The 18,536-nt window shown below is 39.7% G+C and carries 19 protein-coding genes; 6 read left to right on the top strand and 13 right to left on the bottom strand.

Annotation, left to right across the window (positions count from 1 at the left end):
* Positions 1 to 157: 157 nt before the first annotated feature.
* The 3 genes from L656_RS0102620 to gntR all read left to right on the top strand — a co-directional run bounded on the left by L656_RS0102620 (position 158) and on the right by gntR (position 3,381).
* A complete protein-coding gene (locus L656_RS0102620) occupies positions 158 to 538 on the top strand; it encodes a BlaI/MecI/CopY family transcriptional regulator (RefSeq protein WP_002960288.1) in 381 nt (126 codons plus the stop codon).
* Positions 539 to 549: 11 nt separating this feature from the next.
* Entirely contained in the window at positions 550 to 2,166 is a 1,617-nt protein-coding gene (locus L656_RS0102615) for a M56 family metallopeptidase (RefSeq protein ID WP_024598093.1), read from the top strand.
* Between the two features lie 204 nt (positions 2,167 to 2,370).
* A complete protein-coding gene (gene gntR / locus L656_RS0102610; protein ID WP_024598092.1) occupies positions 2,371 to 3,381 on the top strand; it encodes a gluconate operon transcriptional repressor GntR in 1,011 nt (336 codons plus the stop codon).
* Between the two features lie 95 nt (positions 3,382 to 3,476).
* Here the strand turns inward: gntR and gntU are convergent, their stop codons facing one another.
* A complete protein-coding gene (gene gntU / locus L656_RS0102605) occupies positions 3,477 to 4,820 on the bottom strand; it encodes a gluconate transporter (protein WP_024598091.1) in 1,344 nt (447 codons plus the stop codon).
* Between the two features lie 149 nt (positions 4,821 to 4,969).
* On the opposite strand from gntU, the gene L656_RS0102600 reads away from it, so the two are divergent.
* A complete protein-coding gene (locus tag L656_RS0102600) occupies positions 4,970 to 5,518 on the top strand; it encodes a gluconokinase (protein WP_024598090.1) in 549 nt (182 codons plus the stop codon).
* Between the two features lie 39 nt (positions 5,519 to 5,557).
* On the opposite strand, the gene L656_RS0102595 is transcribed toward L656_RS0102600, so the two are convergent.
* The 10 genes from L656_RS0102595 to hisG all read right to left on the bottom strand — a co-directional run bounded on the left by L656_RS0102595 (position 5,558) and on the right by hisG (position 13,496).
* The gene (locus L656_RS0102595) at positions 5,558 to 5,746 is read right to left on the bottom strand and encodes a DUF1289 domain-containing protein (protein WP_002960277.1); all 189 of its coding nucleotides are present in this window, start codon (positions 5,744 to 5,746) and stop codon (positions 5,558 to 5,560) included.
* A gap of 2 nt (positions 5,747 to 5,748) precedes the next feature.
* Positions 5,749 to 6,303, bottom strand: a complete 555-nt coding sequence (locus tag L656_RS0102590) for a hypothetical protein (protein WP_024598089.1) — start codon at positions 6,301 to 6,303, stop codon at positions 5,749 to 5,751.
* Positions 6,304 to 6,411: 108 nt separating this feature from the next.
* A complete protein-coding gene (hisIE, locus tag L656_RS0102585) occupies positions 6,412 to 7,026 on the bottom strand; it encodes a bifunctional phosphoribosyl-AMP cyclohydrolase/phosphoribosyl-ATP diphosphatase HisIE (RefSeq protein WP_024598088.1) in 615 nt (204 codons plus the stop codon).
* Entirely contained in the window at positions 7,017 to 7,796 is a 780-nt protein-coding gene (gene hisF, locus L656_RS0102580) for an imidazole glycerol phosphate synthase subunit HisF (RefSeq protein WP_024598087.1), read from the bottom strand. Before hisF ends, hisIE begins: the two co-directional genes overlap by 10 nt.
* On the bottom strand, positions 7,778 to 8,512 hold the full coding sequence (locus L656_RS0102575) for a 1-(5-phosphoribosyl)-5-[(5-phosphoribosylamino)methylideneamino] imidazole-4-carboxamide isomerase (RefSeq protein ID WP_010552951.1): 735 nt from the start codon (positions 8,510 to 8,512) through the stop codon (positions 7,778 to 7,780). Before L656_RS0102575 ends, hisF begins: the two co-directional genes overlap by 19 nt.
* A gap of 33 nt (positions 8,513 to 8,545) precedes the next feature.
* Positions 8,546 to 9,136, bottom strand: a complete 591-nt coding sequence (gene hisH / locus L656_RS0102570) for an imidazole glycerol phosphate synthase subunit HisH (RefSeq protein ID WP_024598086.1) — start codon at positions 9,134 to 9,136, stop codon at positions 8,546 to 8,548.
* Positions 9,133 to 10,194: a bifunctional histidinol-phosphatase/imidazoleglycerol-phosphate dehydratase HisB gene (gene hisB / locus L656_RS0102565; protein ID WP_024598085.1), complete on the bottom strand. Its 1,062-nt coding sequence runs from the start codon at positions 10,192 to 10,194 to the stop codon at positions 9,133 to 9,135. The genes hisH and hisB overlap by 4 nt, the downstream gene beginning before the upstream one ends.
* Positions 10,191 to 11,300 (bottom strand): histidinol-phosphate transaminase, encoded by a 1,110-nt coding sequence (hisC, locus tag L656_RS0102560; protein ID WP_024598084.1) that lies wholly within the window; start codon positions 11,298 to 11,300, stop codon positions 10,191 to 10,193. The genes hisB and hisC overlap by 4 nt, the downstream gene beginning before the upstream one ends.
* Positions 11,290 to 12,591, bottom strand: coding sequence for a histidinol dehydrogenase (gene hisD / locus L656_RS0102555; RefSeq protein ID WP_024598083.1), 1,302 nt, complete (start codon positions 12,589 to 12,591; stop codon positions 11,290 to 11,292). The genes hisC and hisD overlap by 11 nt, the downstream gene beginning before the upstream one ends.
* A gap of 5 nt (positions 12,592 to 12,596) precedes the next feature.
* On the bottom strand, positions 12,597 to 13,496 hold the full coding sequence (gene hisG, locus L656_RS0102550) for an ATP phosphoribosyltransferase (protein WP_024598082.1): 900 nt from the start codon (positions 13,494 to 13,496) through the stop codon (positions 12,597 to 12,599).
* A gap of 419 nt (positions 13,497 to 13,915) precedes the next feature.
* On the opposite strand from hisG, the gene L656_RS0102540 reads away from it, so the two are divergent.
* The gene (locus L656_RS0102540) at positions 13,916 to 14,149 is read left to right on the top strand and encodes a hypothetical protein (protein WP_024598081.1); all 234 of its coding nucleotides are present in this window, start codon (positions 13,916 to 13,918) and stop codon (positions 14,147 to 14,149) included.
* Positions 14,150 to 14,261: 112 nt separating this feature from the next.
* Here L656_RS0102540 and L656_RS0102535 read toward each other — a convergent pair whose 3' ends face one another.
* The gene (locus L656_RS0102535) at positions 14,262 to 16,118 is read right to left on the bottom strand and encodes a cytochrome c/FTR1 family iron permease (protein WP_024598080.1); all 1,857 of its coding nucleotides are present in this window, start codon (positions 16,116 to 16,118) and stop codon (positions 14,262 to 14,264) included.
* A gap of 283 nt (positions 16,119 to 16,401) precedes the next feature.
* Positions 16,402 to 17,685 carry a cation:proton antiporter gene (locus tag L656_RS0102530; protein ID WP_024598079.1) on the bottom strand — a complete coding sequence of 428 codons (1,284 nt, stop codon included), beginning with the start codon at positions 17,683 to 17,685 and terminating at the stop codon, positions 16,402 to 16,404.
* 342 nt (positions 17,686 to 18,027) lie between these two features.
* Between L656_RS0102530 and L656_RS0102525 the strand changes: the two genes are divergently transcribed.
* On the top strand, positions 18,028 to 18,536 hold a 509-nt coding region (locus tag L656_RS0102525), incomplete at its 3' end, for an ATP-dependent DNA helicase (RefSeq protein ID WP_029750603.1).

Genomic DNA, 18,536 nt, shown 5'->3' with positions numbered 1-18,536 from the left:
CCTCCTTATTTTATATACCTTTTTTATAAAACCTTCCTAAGGCTTTTATATTTTTACCGTTTGTTTTTTATTCACATGTCAATTTTGTATTGACACTAAGATTACTTACTACTACATTTGTAACAGTACCACTACAAGTGTAGTAATAGGAGCGACAATGAAACTTAGTGATTTTGAAATGGATATTATGCAGCTGCTCTGGCAGGAAGAACCCTGTACCGCGAGTCAACTACATAAGGTGCTTTTAGCTGATAAGCAAAAAGATAAAAAAGTAGCCTATACAACAGTTAAAACTATTGTAGATAGGTTAGAACACAAAGGAGCGATTGAGCGTTGTGGACATGAAGGGCGAGCTATTGTTTTTAGAACAATAGTTACTCAAGACACATTATCGGAGCAAGCTATGCCTAGTTTTATGCAACGATTTTTTAAAGGTAATTCTCGTAGTTTAATTGCCCACTTTATCAAAGAAGAAAAGCTAAATGATGAAGATATAGAATATTTACAAACGCTTTTAAAAAATAAGAAATTAGATTAAAGGAGAGGGTAATGACGGATTATTTACTAACTTGCACACTTATTAGCTTATGTATTTTGCTTACAGTAAAAGGGCTTAAAAATGCCCCAGCACGATTAAACTTTTACATTTTAATGATTGCCTTGGCATGTTGGTTTGTCCCTTGGCAATATTTTTCCCAGTTATCCTTATTTGAAGGGGCAAATCGTTACACATTTAACGTGGCGCAATTGATTCCCGATGTTAAAGCATTAATACCAAATGCTGAACAAGTAGCAACTAAGGACGAATTACAAAGCGATATGGTTATATGGGACTTATTGCCATCACTTAGTAATGTTTTCATGGTTTTAGTTTTAGCTGGTTTTGGATTGTTTTTATTACGCGTGGGCTTATATGTAAAGCTTATAAAAAATTTATACATTAACTCAAAGCCAAGTCCTGAACTTAACCACATCAACAATCAGTATCCAATTAGACTAACAACCCATACAGAACCTGCTTTTGCTACCGGGTTAATAAAGCCTGTTATTTGGTTAGAGTCGACGATGACACACCGTAAAGAATTAGATTCAGTCATTCAACACGAGGTAACTCATTTACAACAAGGTGATATTTATTGGACGTGGCTTATTTGTTTTATAGAAAGCGTTTTTTGGTGGAATCCTATTTGCTTAAAGTTAACTCGTTTAGCAAAAGAGCAACTCGAACTTAGCTGTGATGAGTTGTGTATGCAAAAGCTAAAAGGTAAATACCAATTGGATTTAGCCAGTTTATTGCTACAAGAGCAAAGTGCTAAAAGCTCGCCTAACTTTTTTACCCCCCCACTTTTGAATATTGCTCACTCTAAGAGTTTTAATATTCAGAGGATCAAAATGTTAAACAAGGAAAAAACAATGAAAAGTAAATATTTGGTTATGGTTGCGGCGGCAATGTCTTTTAGTGCTTTAGCTGCAGCGCAAATTGTAGACGGTAGTTCAGATAACAAACAGCAAAGTAATAATACGTCTCAGGCTCCTGTTAAAAGTGAAGTTTATAATCAACAACTTGCACAGCTTCTAAAAAGTGCTGCTGGGGCAAAAAGTGATAACCCTGAACTGTTAAACCAAGCTGCGCAAGGCATTCAAGATTGGCACTTGAATAGAGACAAACTTACTGGTTTTGAAGAAGCTGAAATCAAACTACAAAGCTTTAGGCTGCTAAATCACGTTTACTCTAAACTTGAGCAATATGAAGACATACTGAGTGCTTACGAAAAATGGTACGAGCAGGGCAGTAACCCACCTTACTTTTTAAAAAATTCACTAGCAACGGCCTATATACAGCTAGGGCGTTATGAGCTTGCTGTTGCAGAGCTTGAAAATTTATCAAAACAGCTTGAAGGTAAGCTACATGTTGGCTCAGCTGATAACTTAGCACTGGCATACATTTACCTTGATGATTACGATAAAGCATTAAAAACCCTAGAGCAGGTTGATGCAAAAGATGATGTATACGGAAATATCCTTAAATATTATGTTTATGATAAACAAAATAACCGTAAAAAGATGGATGAAATCAAAAGTAAAATACCAGAAGCATTTGCAGTTACCCCCGCGTTATTACCACAAAGCGGCGTATCTGGTTCGCAATTGTTGAGATTGCTATAAGTTTTTAATTACGATGAGGCTCGGAGTATCTGAGCCTCTGTTTAATGTTATTGGTACAAATACAGATTTATTCATTAAAATAGGTCTAGGTTATTTAAATCTCTGGGCAACCGCTTAGCGATAACTTAAATAAAAATGGCTAAAAGTAGTGATTTTTCGCAATAGTTGGTATGTTACAAGTAACATCTTATTTAATTGTGTGTGATGAAAAAAAACAAACGTTCTTCTCTTCAAGATATTGCCGATGCGGTTGGTGTAACCAAAATGACGGTGAGTCGTTATTTACGCAATCCCGAAAAAGTATCAGAGTCTACTCGCACTAAAATTAGTGCAGCTATTGATACGCTAGGTTACATTGCAAATAAAGCCCCTGATTTACTCTCTAATGCTAAAAGCTACTCTATTGGTGTACTAGTCCCATCGTTAACGAACCACGTATTTGCTCAAGTTATAAGAGGCATTGAAGATGTGACTGGGCCTGCAGGGTATCAAACAATGTTGGCCCATTATGGTTACAACCCTGAAATTGAAGAAAAACGGGTTGAGTATTTATTGTCGTATCACGTTGATGGTTTAATTTTATCAGAAACCACACACACAGACAGAACGCTAAAAATGATTGAAATGTCAGGCGTGCCTGTGATTGAAATAATGGATACTCATCACTCTCCTATGCAGCAAGCGGTTGGTTTTGATAACGTTAAAGCCGCTTTTGATATGACGACAGCGCTTTTAAATAAAGGCTATCGCAATATTGTTTATATAGGTGCAAGGCTCGATGTACGAACACGCCTAAAATTTCAAGGTTATTCAGATGCTATGTTAGCTAAAGGCTTTACGCCTAAAAGTGTGATGACTGATCAAGCTTCATCTTATAGTTTAGGCGCTGAACTTTTACAAAAAGCGCGTACTGACTACCCAGATACTGACTGTTTGTTTTGTACTAATGATGATTTAGCAATTGGGGCTATTTTTGAATGCCAGCGAAGCAACATCTTAGTGCCTAGCCAAATGGGGATTGTGGGTTTTCATGGTCATGATATTGGCCAAGCAATGGTGCCTCAATTAGCAAGTGTGATCACCCCTCGTTATCAGATAGGTAATGTTGCGGGAAGAGAGTTGTTGAGCCGGATTAATTCCGATTTGGATGCTAGCATTAATTATAAGCAAGTAATTGATACTGGTTATATAGTTCATCTAGGTGAGAGTGTTTAAATCCTCTAAGTACATGAGCCTAATCACCTGAGCCTAAATAACAAAAGGCTTAGGTGATTTTTATATGTGTGATGATAACTCTATACCCTGTAATTTTATAAAAACAGAGAAATCATCATAGCGACAAGTGCGCCAACAGTACCAATAATGGTTTCCATTACCGTCCATGTTTTAAGAGTTTGCATTTCGCTCAAACCGAGATAGCGACTCGCTAGCCAAAATCCTGAGTCGTTTACATGGGAGAGCACAATAGAGCCCCCACCAATAGCGATAGTGACAGCGGCAAGCTGCGCTCCATCAAGCCCTAAAGGCTGAAGCATTGGAATAATTAAGCCACACGCTGTAAGCATAGCTACTGTCGCAGAACCTTGAATAACCCGCACAGCGGCTGATAATACAAAAGCGAGTATTACAATCGGTAAGCCTGAGCCAGCTAAGTAATTACCTAGTGCCGTACCTACTCCTGAATCAACTAATACTTGTTTAAATACCCCACCGGCACCAGTGACAAGAATAATAATTCCTGCAGGTTGTAAGGCACTACCACAAATTTCCATGATTTTAGCATTAGGGACACCGCGCCTTGCGCCGAGTAAATAAAATGCCATTAGGCAGGCAACTAAAATTGCTGTAAATGGATGACCTATAAAGGCTAACCAATTATATAAATCAGAGTCTTTTTCAACAAAGCGACTACCAATAGTATTTAAACTAATCATAATTAATGGCAAAGCAATCAAACCTAATGCTAATCCAAAACTAGGTGTGCCTTTACCAACTCTTTGGTTATCGTCGATTTGTTCGTGCTGTGGGAGTTCTACATGAATAGATTTAGAAATAATAGAGCCCCAAATTGGACCTCCTATAATCATCGCTGGTATAGCAGCAATAAGGCCAAATAAAATCATATAGCCATAGTCAGCGCCTAATTGAGAGGCAACCAAAATCGGCCCTGGCGCAGGAATAAGAAACGCCTGACAAGACGCTATCCCAGCAAGTAGCCCAATACCAATTTTAACAACGCTGCCACCGCCTTTTCTTACCACAGCAAAAACAATACCGATTAAAAGTACAACGGCCACATCAAAAAACAGGGGGAGGGCACAAATAAAGCCCGTAAAGGTAAGCGCCCAATTAGCGTTTTTTTCTCCAAAACGGTGTAAAAGTGTGTGGGCAATACGATCCAGCGCGCCGGTTTCTTCCATTACTTTGCCAAACATGGCACCTAAAGCGACTACCACCGCTACAAAGCCTAGTGTTCCGGCCATTCCTTTTTGAATTGTAGCGGCAATTATTTCAGGGCTCATTCCTGAGAATAATCCTGCAATCATAGAAACAAGGATCAAAGAGACTACAGCATGTAGTCGTACTTTCATTACTAAAAAAAGCAATAAAAATATGGAGCCTACCGCTGTTAGTATTAATGATAAATCTGACATTTTTCCCTACTTATATTCAGTGTGAATTATATGTTTAGTGTGTGTTTAACTTCACTTTCGTATTTGTTACGCGTAACATGTTACCCGTAACTCAATATAATATATACATTGAAAATAATTAATTATTAAATTAAGGCGAGGGTAAATACATGAGTAACACAAATGTAGGTCGTGTTTATATTGTAATGGGGGTTTCAAGCACAGGAAAGTCAAGTGTGGGTGATGCATTAGCAAAGCGCATTGGCGCTAAATTTATCGACGGAGACGACTTACATCCCAAGGCTAATATATTAAAAATGTCATCTGGGCAGCCTTTAAATGATGCTGATCGTGTGCCTTGGCTAGAAAGAATACGTGATGCTGCATTTAGCATTGAAAAGAAAAATGAAGTCGCGGTAATAGTCTGCTCTGCATTAAAAAAGAAATACCGAGAGCAAATATGTGACGGTAATATAGGCATTACCTTTTTACATCTTTTTGGTGATTTTGAGCTGGTTAAAAGCCGTATGCAGGACAGAAAAGGGCATTTTATGCCTGTTGACTTACTCAAAAGCCAATTTGAAGCGCTAGAAGTTCCAAAAGAAGATGAGCCCAATGTTATAAATATAGATATTAATAACTCATTTGAGCAAGTAGTCGAAAGCTGTATTAGCGCAACTAAAATGAATAGCCACAACAAGCAAAAAGTTTTTAGTTAATCAGTTAACTGTTACTTTTAACATTTAGGATTTTATTTGTTATGAGTTAGCATCTGCTCGTGGTGTTTCTAAAATCGCTTTTTTTTCATCTTCAGATAATATTATCCAATCAAAAATTTCTTCGTTGGTACGCCCACAGCCGGTGCAGTAACCGCTGCGCCTCTCGCATATTCCTAAGCAATCAGTTTTAAATTTTGATGGTTTTTTGTTTTGATTTAATTGGCGCATTATTAAAGTCCTAACGGTGGTGCAATTTCAAAGCGAGTAGAAAACCCATTACCTTCTTGATTGGTAGAAAGTGTAATAACCGGATTTTTAGTATCAAGTACAAAGGTGCTGTAAATTGAACTTGCTGTTTCTTTTTGGCTTTCAAACCAACCTGTTTTGGTTAAGCATTGGCGTAATTGCTTAGCAAGTGTTTGATGAGACTTTATTGTTTTCGTTTGTGTTTTAACAGGTGTTTGGCATTGGTAGCTTGCTTGCTCAGACTTATTTAATGTAACTGTACAGGTTGCTCCAATAATATGAGTATTAGTACGCCATTGATTAGTAAACTGGTTATTTACTTTATCTGTTTTTATTGAATTAAAACCAGACTCATAACTGCTTATAAGGTTATTTATGGTGCTGCATTCATTGGTTGTTACTGTGGTTTTTACAGAGTGATTCGTTGTAGTAGTGGTTGCTGTAGTTGTAGTCTGATTAGTTTTGCTGGTACAGCCCGCTAAAATAAACGCGCTAACTAAAGTAAATGCGCCAATAGAAGGAATAATATAGTTTTTCATAGTTCACAGTAACCGATTAATTTAGCCACGCACTATATCACACGTGATTTACTGTAAAAATAAAAAGGCCCATATAAATATGAGCCTCTTTGTTAGTCACAACTAATGCTATTTATGGCGACCTTGCAAGCATTTAACTACATCTTCAAGGGCTAAGCCTTGGCGTTGTAGCAATACTGTCAGGTGATAAATTAAATCAGCAGACTCGTTTGTTAGCTCATCGTTATCGTGTTTCATAGCGGCAAGGGCAACTTCTACGCCTTCTTCACCTACTTTTTGACAACTACGGCTTAAGTCTTTTGCAAATAATGACGCTGTGTAGCTTTTTTCAGGATCGTCGTTTTTACGCGCAACAATCACATCTTCTAACTGTGCTAAAAAGCTTAAACTTGGTTTTGCATCATCACCAAAACAGCTTTGTGTACCTAAGTGGCACGTTGGGCCTTCTGGGTTGGCAAGGACTAAAATTGAATCGTAGTCACAATCGGTATGCACAGACACTACATTTAAGTAGTTTTCTGATGACTCACCTTTAGTCCATAAACGCGATTTTGAACGCGAGTAAAACGTTACTTTATTGCTCTCAAGCGTAACGTTTAGTGCTTCGCTGTTCATAAAGCCTTGCATTAAAATAACACCAGAGCGGGCATCTTGAATAATAGCAGGGATCATGTCACTTTTAGCGAAATCGACTTGAGCTTGGTTTTGTTGTGTTACTTGCATAATCTTGCTGCCACTTGGTTATCGGTTAAAAATTGTTTTAGTTCGCCAATGTTAATCACATTTTTATGAAAAACGCTGGCGGCTAATGCACCATCCACTTTACTTTGTTTAAATACATCAACAAAATCTTGCATGCTACCTGCACCGCCAGAGGCGATTAAAGGAATGTGACATAGCTCGCGAATTTTACTTAACTGCTCGTTGTCGTAACCGTTACGAACGCCATCTTGGTTCATACAGTTTAATACAATTTCGCCTGCGCCTAGGTCTTGTACACGTTTAACCCATTCTTGTGTTTTATAACGCGTGCGGCTTGATGCATTAGGATCGCCGGTTAATTGGTAAACTAAATACTCACCGGTCGTTTCATCAAAAAAGCTATCTATACCTACAACAACACATTGTTTGCCAAACTCATCGTGTAATTCTTTAATAAGTTCAGGGCGTGCAATAGCAGGGCTGTTAATGCTAATTTTGTCTGCACCGCGCTCAAGTACGCGCGCTGCATCAGCCACTGATTTAATCCCGCCGGCTACACAAAATGGTATATCGATATTACGTGCAATGCTCTCTACCCAATTTACATCAAGTAGGCGTTTTTCAACGCTTGCGCTGATTTCGTAAAAAACCAGTTCATCGGCGCCAGCTTCGCTGTAGGCTTTAGCCATTGTTAAAATATCGCCAACAATTTCATGACCTTTAAACTTAACGCCTTTAACTACTTGACCGTCTTTAACGTCTAAACATGGAATTATGCGTTTTGATAACATGCCAGTGCCTCCTCAACGCTAAATGCGCCATCAAGCAATGATTTACCTAAAATAACGCCGCCCACACCGAGCTCTTTAAGCTTTTTAATGTCGTCAAGTGAGCTTACGCCCCCTGAGGCTTGCACTTTAATTGTGCTGTTGTGGCGAGTTAAATCTTCGTAAAGCTCAAACGATGGACCAGTCATGGTGCCATCTTTACTGATGTCCGTGCATAAAAAGTCGATAACACCTAAGCCAACATAAAAATCTACCAGCTCAAGTAAACCAAATTCAGATTCACTTAACCAACCGTGCGTAGCAGGTGCCCAGCCCGTGGCTGTTTTATTTACATCAAGGGCAATTACAAAGTGCTCTGCGCCAAATTGTTCAATCCAGGCTTTTACTTGTTCGCGTTTTTCTACTGCCATTGAACCAATAACAACTTGGTTTGCACCGGCTTTTAGCCAATCACTTACATCTTGCTCTGAGCGAATACCGCCGCCCACTTGATACGGTACATTAAGTGCTTTGGTTGCAGCTTGAATATGTTTCCACTGTTTTTTACTTGGATCGCGTGCACCTTCTAAATCAACAAGGTGTAGTTTACCTGCGCCGCTGTCGGCGTATTCTTTTAAACGCGCGCCAAGTTCGAAAGGGTAAAACTGTGCTGTGTCGTATTTACCTTGGTACAAGCGCACAATTTGATTTTGTAATACGTCTAATGCTGGAATAATCACAAATAATCTCTTTATTGTTAGTTAATGGGCAGCTTACAACTGCCAATCAACAAAATTTTGTAATAAACGTGCGCCAACTTTTGCGCTGCGCTCTGGGTGAAATTGCATGCCCGCGTAATTGTCTTTAGCAACAATGGCTGAAAAGGTTTGACCGTATTCGCCACTCACTAGTGTGGCGTCGTTTACGGTGTGAGCAAAGCTATGAACAAAGTACACTTGCTCATCGAATGTTAGCCCTTTAGTTAATGCATGCTCTTTATTAACGGTTAAGTTATTCCAACCCATATGCGGCGACGTTAAATTGCCTACATCAAGCGCTTTTACTTGCCCTGGTATTTTACCCAAGCACTGTACGTTACCTTCTTCGGTGCTTTCGCACAGTAACTGCATGCCTAAACAAATACCCATAAGCGGGCGCTGGTATTCATTTATAGCTTGTTGCCAGCCGTTATCGACTAGGCGTTTCATAGCAACCGACGCATGACCTACACCTGGCAATATAGCGCGTTCATATCCGGCTAATTGCTCTGGTGATGTTATTACTGTTGGCGTTTGGCCTAAGCGTTCAAACGCAAAGCGTACGGAATTAATATTGGCACAACCGGTATTAATTATGGCAATCATAAACATCCCTTAGAGCTGGCTGTTTGTTGGGTCGTGTCTTGTGCTACTGCCATACGAAGAGCACGTGAAAATGCTTTAAATAAGCCTTCAACTTGGTGATGACAGTTACCGTCGCTTACCGATAAAATAAGGCTAATAGCGGCATTATCACTTAAGCTTTTGAAAAAGTGCTCAACCATTTGTACGTCTAAATCGCCTGCTTTTTCGCGACTAAAGTTAGCGTTTAATACAAATGATGCACGTCCCGATAAATCAATTTGTGCTTCAGCTTTACACTCATCCATAGGAAGCGCAAAACCATAGCGTGCAATTTGCGATTTAGTGCCAAGCGCTTGTTTAAGTGCAACACCAAGAGCAATACCAATGTCTTCAACAAGGTGGTGCTCGTCTATGTGTAAATCGCCTTTGGCTTTAATGTTTAAGCCAATGTTTGCGTGCGTGCGAATTTGATCAAGCATGTGATCAAAAAAGCCAAGTCCGGTGTCTATGCTGCCATTTTTAGTTTGATCTAAGTTTATGGCTACATCAATTTGGGTTTCTTTAGTGTTGCGTGTAACACGACCTTCGCGGTTTGCAGTCGTCAATTTAGTTACTATCGCACTCCAATCTCCGTCGTATAAAATACCTTCACAACATAGGTTTTGAGCAAGGCCAATATCAGTTTCACGGTCGCCAATAACAAAAGAGCGTGCTAAATCTACTTTGCCTGAGCGCATAAGCTCGGTAAGTAAGCCTGTTTTAGGTTTACGGCAATCACAGTTTTGCTCGTTAAAGTGTGGGCAAATTAATACGGTCTCAAAGCTAATGCCTTGGCTTTGCATTATGTCCATCATTTTGTCTTGTGCTATATCAAAGTCAGCAGTCGGGAAGCTGTCTGTGCCCAAACCATCTTGGTTAGATACCATTACTAAACGGTAACCTGCAGCTTGTAATTGTAATAACGCAGGTATAACGCCAGGTAAAAATGCTAGCTTTTCTAGGCTATCTACCTGTTTGTCGGTAATTGGCTCTTCAATGATAGTGCCGTCGCGGTCGATAAATAAATAGGGGTTACTCATGATACTTCGTTTCCTGCTAAAGATGCTTTGGTAGCCGGCGTTTGTAAGCCATCTAACCAAATTTTTACTTGTTCAAGTTCTTGTTCGCTGCCAATTGAAATGCGTAGCCAGTCGTCTTCACCGTATAGAGTAAAAGCGCGCATAACCAAACCTTGCTCAAGTGCAATTTTAAAGTAGTTTTTATCGGCTAATTTTAAAGTAACAAAGTTACCTTCACCAGTGAGAATTTTTAATGCAGCAGGGGAGGCGTTTAGCCAATCCACTAACTTAGCTTTTAAGCTATTTAAAATAGTCACTTGGCGGCGCATCGATGTAATTGCATCGGGTGCAATTGCTTGCGCTGCAATACTTGCTACTACGCCCGATACTGGATACGGCGCAATAACTTTACGAATTGGCGCAAGAACGCTTGCTTGTGCAAGCGTAAAGCCTGTTCTAAGGCCTGCTAGCGCAAAGGCTTTTGAGAGCGTACGTAAAACCACTACATTACTAAACTCATTAATAAGCTTAGTGGCGCTTTGCTCTGGACAAAACTCTATATAGGCTTCATCAACAATAACTAATGCCTTACCTGCAAGTGCTGTTGCAATCGCTTTCACTTTATCTAGTGGCGTTAAGCTGCCCGTTGGATTATTTGGGTTACAAATAAATACCAGTTTTGAGTTGCCAACAGCTGCGACTATTTCGTCAGCACTGCCACTTAATAATAATTCTTGGGTAAGCGCGTTAATACCAACGTTGTGTGTATCGGCGGTTACTTTGTACATACCGTAGGTTGGTAAAAATAGCGCAATACTATCTTTAGATGGTTCACAGTATGTGCGTACTAAAAGCTCAATGCCTTCATCTGCGCCGCGGGTCATTAATACATTTTCACTTGCAAGCTCTGTATAAGCGGCATACCTGTCAATAACCAGTTGCGGTTGTGGATCGGGGTAGCGATTTAAATCTTCAATACTCAGTTCAAGATTTTTAGCATACGGGCTTTCGTTAGCATTTAGCCACGTAGTACCGGTTAGCTTTTCACTTTTTGCAGAGCTGTATGCAGCAAGGGCTGCAATATTTTTAGGTAATAAGCTAGACGCTTGTGCGCTCTCATTGCTCATTTTTAATTGCCTCTAAACGAATTGAAACAGCATTAGCGTGGGCATCAAGGCCTTCTGCATCTGCAAGTGGTAAAATTGCTTTTGAAAGCTCAGTTAATCCACTTTTAGTAATTGTTTGCACTGTGTATGTACGGAAAAAATCAAGCAAGTTTAAGCTAGAATATGTTGCACTGTAACCATAGGTTGGTAACACGTGGTTAGTACCCGATGCGTAATCGCCTGCAGATTCTGGCGTGTAGTCGCCTACAAATACTGAGCCTGCATTTTTAACTTTATCTAGGTACGGTGTTGCATCGCCTAGTTGTAAAATTAAATGTTCTGGACCGTACTGCGCCGATACATCAAATGCTTGCGCAACTGAATCAACCAAAATAAGTGAAGAATTAGCGAGCGCTTGCTCGGCTGTTTCTTTGCGGCTTAAGTTAGCTAACTGGCGTGTAAGTGCCAGCTGAGTTTGTTCTATAATACTTTCGCTGTTACATAATAAAATAACTTGCGAGTCTGCGCCGTGCTCTGCTTGTGAGAGTAAATCGGCGGCTATAAATTCTGGGTTCGCACGTTCATCTGCAATAACTAATACTTCAGATGGGCCTGCTGGCATATCAATTGCCATACCTGGAATAGTTTGCGCAACGAGCTGTTTAGCCATTGTTACAAAGCTATTACCTGGGCCAAATATTTTGTTCACTTTAGGAACCGATTCGGTGCCATAAGCCATTGCTGCAATTGCGCCTGCGCCACCACTTTCTATTAAAGTAGTAATGCCACATAACTTAGCTGCATATAAAATAGCAGGGTTAATCGCTTTATCACCTTGTACTGGTGTAGCAAGTACAACGGTTTTTGCGCCGCTTAATTGCGCTAATACACCCTGCATAATAACCGACGATGGCAGTGGAGCACTGCCACCGGGTACGTAAATACCGACTGCTTCGATGGCTTGATATTTCAGTTCACATACAACGCCTGGTTGGGTCGATAATTTAATATCTTTTGGCAATTGCGCTTCGTGAAAACGTTTAACGTTTGCATAAGCTGTATCAATTGCGTATTTAAGCTCTGCACTTAGTGCTTGCTCTGATGCGTTAATTTCATCAAGCGGAACACATAAGCGAGGGTTAGCTCTATTATCAAACTTTTTAGCCATGCTAAGTAAGGCTTCATCGCCTTGCTCTTTTACGTTAGCTAAAATAGTTTTGCATATAGCTTCAACCTTGGCACTGGCAGAAACTGCAGGGCGCATTAGCGCCGCTGCTTGTACTTGTGAAGATTCCTCATTCCAACGAAGCATGGCACTTACTCCATCATTTTTTCAATTGGCATAACTAAAATAGAGTTAGCGCCTAGGACTTTTAACTGCTCCATTGTTTCCCAAAATAATGTTTCGCTGCTTACCATGTGAAGTGCTACGTATTCATCGTTACCAGCAAGGGCAAGTAGAGTAGGCTGACCAGAACCTGGTAAAATCTCACAAATTTCATCAAGTTTGTTTTTTGGTGCGTGTAGCATGATGTATTTGCTTTCTTTAGCTTGTCTAACACCACGTAGGCGCGGCATAAGCTTATTGATTAGTGCTAGTTTGTCTGCATCTTGAAGATCTTTATTTTGAATTAAACACGCGTTTGATTCTAAAATTGTTTCGCCTTGAATTAAGCCGTTAGCTTCAAGTGTTGCGCCGGTAGATACTAAATCACAAATTGCATCAGATAAACCCGCACGCGGTGCTACTTCAACAGAACCCGTAAGCATTACAGTACTTGCGTTAATGCCTTCGCGCTTTAACCACTGAGTTAAAATTTCTGGGTAGGTAGTAGCAATACGTTTGCCTTCAAACCAGCTCTTATCGCGAGCGCCAAGCTCTTGTGGCCATGCAAGTGCAAGACGACAGTAACCAAAGTCTAGTTTTGAAAGTTTGGTTACTTCACTTGGAACACCCTGGCGTTCACGTTCTGCTTGAACTTCTACTAGTACGTTTTCGCCAACTATGCCTAGGTCACATACACCGTCCATTACTAAACCCGGAATATCGTCATCGCGTACACGTAGTACGTCAATTGGCATATTAGTTGAGTGTGCAATTAAGCGTTGTTCACGAAGGTTAAGTTTAACACCTAACTGTTTAAGCAGATCTTGACAATCTTTTGATAGGCGGCCGCCTTTTTGGATGGCGATACGTAGACGATTACTGTTGTTCATTATTCATTTTCCTTTAATTTAAAAACTAAAAACCCCGAGGGGAACCTCAGGGCGAAAATGAATCAATGTTATTTGAATCGCCAGAGGTTCCTTTTAGGAATAACCTCTCAGCGAAAGACCTGACAGGTTATTCCGGTGAATGGTGGTGATGATGTACTGTTGTCAGGTTTAAGCGCATTTTTTATCCTATTTAACTGCCCGTTGTTTTGTGAACGTGCGATTGTTATCTGTTTAAATAAATTTCGCATTCATAAAAACATAAACAGCTATATTATGGCAAGTTTTTTTTAGCTTAATTAAAGCATATGTTATAACTGTCGATAATATTAAGATAATAAGCGCAATTTTCGCCAACAATTGGTTGTTTATCACTCAAACCAAGTGGTTAATGAATAAAATGAAAAAATAAGGAAGTACGCATGGATATTATGATCCCTTATTTAGGAAGAATAACTAGGCTAGAAGTTGAGTCAAAAAGTGCTTTTCATATTGCGGGTGTGCAAAGTGGGGCTGCCGCTGAAAAAGTTGAACTAGAGAATAAAAAAAGGCGTGAGTTACAAAAAAAGAAAAAGCTCAATATGCTTGATGATCAAAATAGTAAAAAGTCCAACTTAGATGATGACGAAAACCCCCATTTAGATACATGGGCTTGATAACAGCAATTTTACTAAATACATAAGCAATCAAATCAAAAAGGCCCTTGCGGGCCTTTTTACTAGGTATTTTACTTATGCCAATTAGCTTAAACTCTTAAGCAGATTGGCATTACTCTTGGCTTTTGCTTTTAAATATATAAAAGCTAAATATTGCGAACACACATACCTGAGCCACAATACCTTGCCATGTCGATTTTATACCAAGCCATGCTATATCAAAGCTAATTGGCAGTGAAGCAATACCTATTATATCGGCCTCTTGCAGTGCAATAACTGCTTTGCCCATAAGCACGAACGAGAGTGCAAATAATAGGTAAGTGGTAATTGCAAAAAACTTAGCAACCGGTAATTTAATTGAGTATTTAATTAATACCCACGTAATAATAGCCAGTATTGCTACAGCTATGGCAAAACCCGATGCAATAGATGAATATTGAGCCGGCGAGCTTTGTGTTAATAAAGACTGATAGAACAGCACGGTTTCGAATACTTCACGGTATACGGCAATAAAAGAAAGCCCTGCTAAACCCCATAATGTACCCGACTCAAGACGCTTATCTATATTGTCTTTTATGTATTTTTGCCATTGCTGTACACTCGTTTTACTGTGCATCCATACGCCAACATACAGCAATATTACAGCTGCAAACAATGCTCCAGCACCTTCCATTACTTCGCGACTTGCACCACTTATTTCTATTAATGTTTGCGCCGCAGCCCACGTTAAACCACCTGCAATAAGTGCGGTTACCCAACCAACATGTACATATTTAAGCGCATCTTGGCGTTTAGTTTTAATAAGTACGGTCATAAGGGCAATAATAACGAGGAGTGCTTCTAGGCCTTCGCGTAGCAATATAACCAAACTTGCTGAGAGGAGTGCACCATCAGTTAGTTTAGTTTCGTTTAGCATGCTATCTGCTTTAGCGAGTTGAGCTAGCGCTGCACTTACTTTTTCGCCAACGATGGCTGCATCTTTCTCGTTTTTAAATGTTTGGCGCAGGTTCATCAGTTGTACTTCGATGTTTTTGCGCAGTGTTTCGTCGTAGGCATTTAAGTTGTTTTCAATAAGTTCAAAGCCATCTAGGTAAGCGCTAATTGCTAAATCACTTGCTTGTGAGTAATTGCCTTTAGCATGCGCGGCTTGCGCTGCTAGTAACTGCGTGCGGGTAACCGTTATCGGATTCTTTTTACCGGTAAATAGTTGCTCTGGATTACCACGAAGCCATTTAACGTAATGTGCTTGTGTTTCACTTTGACCTGCCGACAATTGTGCTGGATTTAAGTTTACAATCTGCGAAGCGGTAATGTTTTGCGCTAAATTTTGTGGTTTTTGAACATCTTTAAATGCCAAGCTACCTACATAAAAAGCTAAAGACCAACGTTGTTGTTCATTAAATTGAGTAAAAGCAACCATTGGCGTGTCGTTAATACCGTTACTAACAGCGTCAAACAAACCCATTAATGAGCGGTTAGTTGCGCGTTCTTCATCGGTAAAGTTGGTAGGCTCTGGCGATAAGTCTTTTGCAAGCGGGCCGTCTCCTTGACCACTTGGGCCGTGACACATTGAACAGTTAGCAGCAAAAAGCGCTTTGGTTTGCTCAACAGGAAGTAGTGATGTAGGTAACGATAGTTGCGGCATAAAGGTAAGTAGCGACTCACGAAGCGCAGAGCTTGCTGCGCGTACATTGGCAACACTCGCTTTATTGGCAATCGCTGTATGCAGAGCTTTAGCTTGTGCCTTTACTGTATCAAACTCATTTGTTTGGCTTGATAGCTGCCCAGCTTGCTCAATAATGACGTTCGAAAATTCAGTCATTTCTTGATATTCGTCGGGGTCGAGTATTTCACCATTCCCAACAGCTGCCACGTAATCAACACCTACGTACTCTGCAAGCTGTGCAATTTGCTTTATTTTTATTTGTTGATCGGGTGAGGCAGAAACGCTAAAGCTTGCCGTCATCATGATCAAAAGTGCAAAAATGAAATTAAGCTGACGCTTGCTTACAGACACAAAGTTAATAAACATGTGAGAATTATTTATGGACATTGAAAAGCCCTGCAGAGGAAAAGCCAAAATTATAATTGTTTTCATTTGCATTTCAAGCAGATTAATTTAAACAAAGCAGATAAATAAAAAGGATAACAATTTATAGAACTTTAAAGTGTTTTTGTAACACGTGAGTAACAGTAACCAAGTGATTTTTTTAATAACTTGGTTACTGAGTGTGTTGCAGGTAAAGCATTTATTACTTTGCTTGCTCAGCGGACTTAATGCTGCTTTGAATAAGCGGCGAAATAGTTAAGCCTTGTACAATAATAGAAAATATAACCACTACGTAAGTAACAATTACTATTAGGTTATGTAGGTCAGAGCCGCCTACAAAAACTTGCTCGCGTGGGATTGCTGCTGCCATTGCCAGAGCAAGGCCACCACGTAGTCCACCCCAGGTCAAAATTTTAACACTGTGTTTATCGTAAGTTCTAAAGCGTTTAAAAATTACAAATGGTGCGCCTACACTTATAAAGCGTGCAAGTAATACAGCCGGCACCATTAATAAACCTAAACCAATTTCGCCAAGGGTAATTGGCATAGTGACTATCAACATACCAATTATTAAAAACAGTAGGGCATTTAAAAAGCTGTCGGTTGCATGCCAAAAATCTTTTACGTAACGAGTGTCTTCAGGCCCCGTGCGCTCGGTTGCTTTGGTGCGGGTAATATTACCCATTAATATGCCGCTCGTTACCATGGCAAGTGCGCCAGATATTTCCCAAATATTTGCTGCAGCAAAACCTGCAGTTGGGATAGTTAAGGTAATTAATAGGCGAATATTTACATCGCGGCTATTAATAATTAAAAAGTGGCCAACTAATGCAATGACTAAACCAAACGCAATGCCCCCTATTGCATCAACAAAGAATAGCTCTGCTATGTCACCAAATTGTGCATCTGTGCCATAAAAAGCAACAGAAAATATAGTGGTAAATATTACTAAACCAATACCGTCGTTAAATAGCGACTCACCTTCTACTTGAACCGATATACCTTCTGGCGCTCGCATTTGTTTAATAATAGCAAGTACAGCGATAGGGTCGGTTGGACTAATAAGCGCGCCAAACAATAAACAATAAATAAAAGGAACATCAAAACCAAAAACGGGGAATAAATAAAAGCTTAAATAACCCACTATAAATGTGGACACGATGGTTGAAAATAATACCAGGGCAGTAATTTCCCATCGCTGTTTACGAAGCGCCATAAGGTTAATTTCCAGTGCGCCAGCATAAAGTAAAAAACCTAACATGCCTTTGAGTAGCAACTCGTTAAAATTAATACTGGAAACAATTTGGGTCATTGCTAATGCGTTCTGATCGCCTAATAATTTAACGGCAATGATCAGTAATAAAGAAATAACCACAGAGCCGGTTGTAATGGCAATGGTAGTTTGCATTTTGAGGATGTACTGGTTTGCAAAGGCTATAAATATTGCAATTGCAGAGAGAAAACAAATGAGGTACCAAGCATTCATTGATTAACCTTAACTATTTTTAAACGACACACAAAAAGGAGGATTATAAACCCGCGTATGGTACTCCTGTAATATTTGAGAGTCACAGTATTTATGCCTTTATATAGCTTTAAATAAGGATTATTTTCAGTAATGGTTAATAAGAAATGTGGCTTTGTAAATATTGTCATTATTAAATTAAATGTACGTTATAAATACAGGGTATATTGTAAAATTGAATAATAAATTACTCTCTAGAGTCGGAAAATAAAGCCGTGTTAACCTACAAAATAAAAGTGGGTTTTGTAATTGCTTGCCCTTAATGCTTTGCTTACGTAAAATCCCGCTATTATTTACTTTAAAGTGATTGGTATTATCAAACAGCTGTTTAGTGCAACCGGACCTTTGGCGTTATCCTTAGATGGATATACGCCTCGCCAACCACAAATTGATATGGCAGTAGCTGTTGCAGATGCATTAAAAAACAGTTCGCAATTGGTCGTTGAGGCAGGTACTGGTACGGGTAAAACGTTTGCCTATTTAGCTCCAGCACTAAAATCAAAAGGCCGAACGATAATATCGACAGGCTCAAAAGCCTTGCAAGAGCAGTTATACCACCGCGATTTACCTCAATTAGTGAAAGCGCTTGGCGCCTCTAAAAAAACCGCCTTATTAAAAGGGCGTGCCAATTACCTATGTACCTATCGACTTAATCAGCATGTTGCACATGTGCCTACTGACGACTCTGACGTAATGCATCAACTAGCTATGGTAGCTAAGTTTGCAAGCGAAACGCAATCGGGCGATTTGGCCGATTGTATTGGTATAGAAGATGATGCCAAAGTATTGCCTTATGTAAATTCAACAGCCGA

This window comes from Pseudoalteromonas sp. TAE56 (genome assembly GCF_000497955.1).
Lineage (GTDB): Bacteria > Pseudomonadota > Gammaproteobacteria > Enterobacterales > Alteromonadaceae > Pseudoalteromonas.
This window is presented reverse-complemented; position numbering and strand designations above follow the sequence as displayed.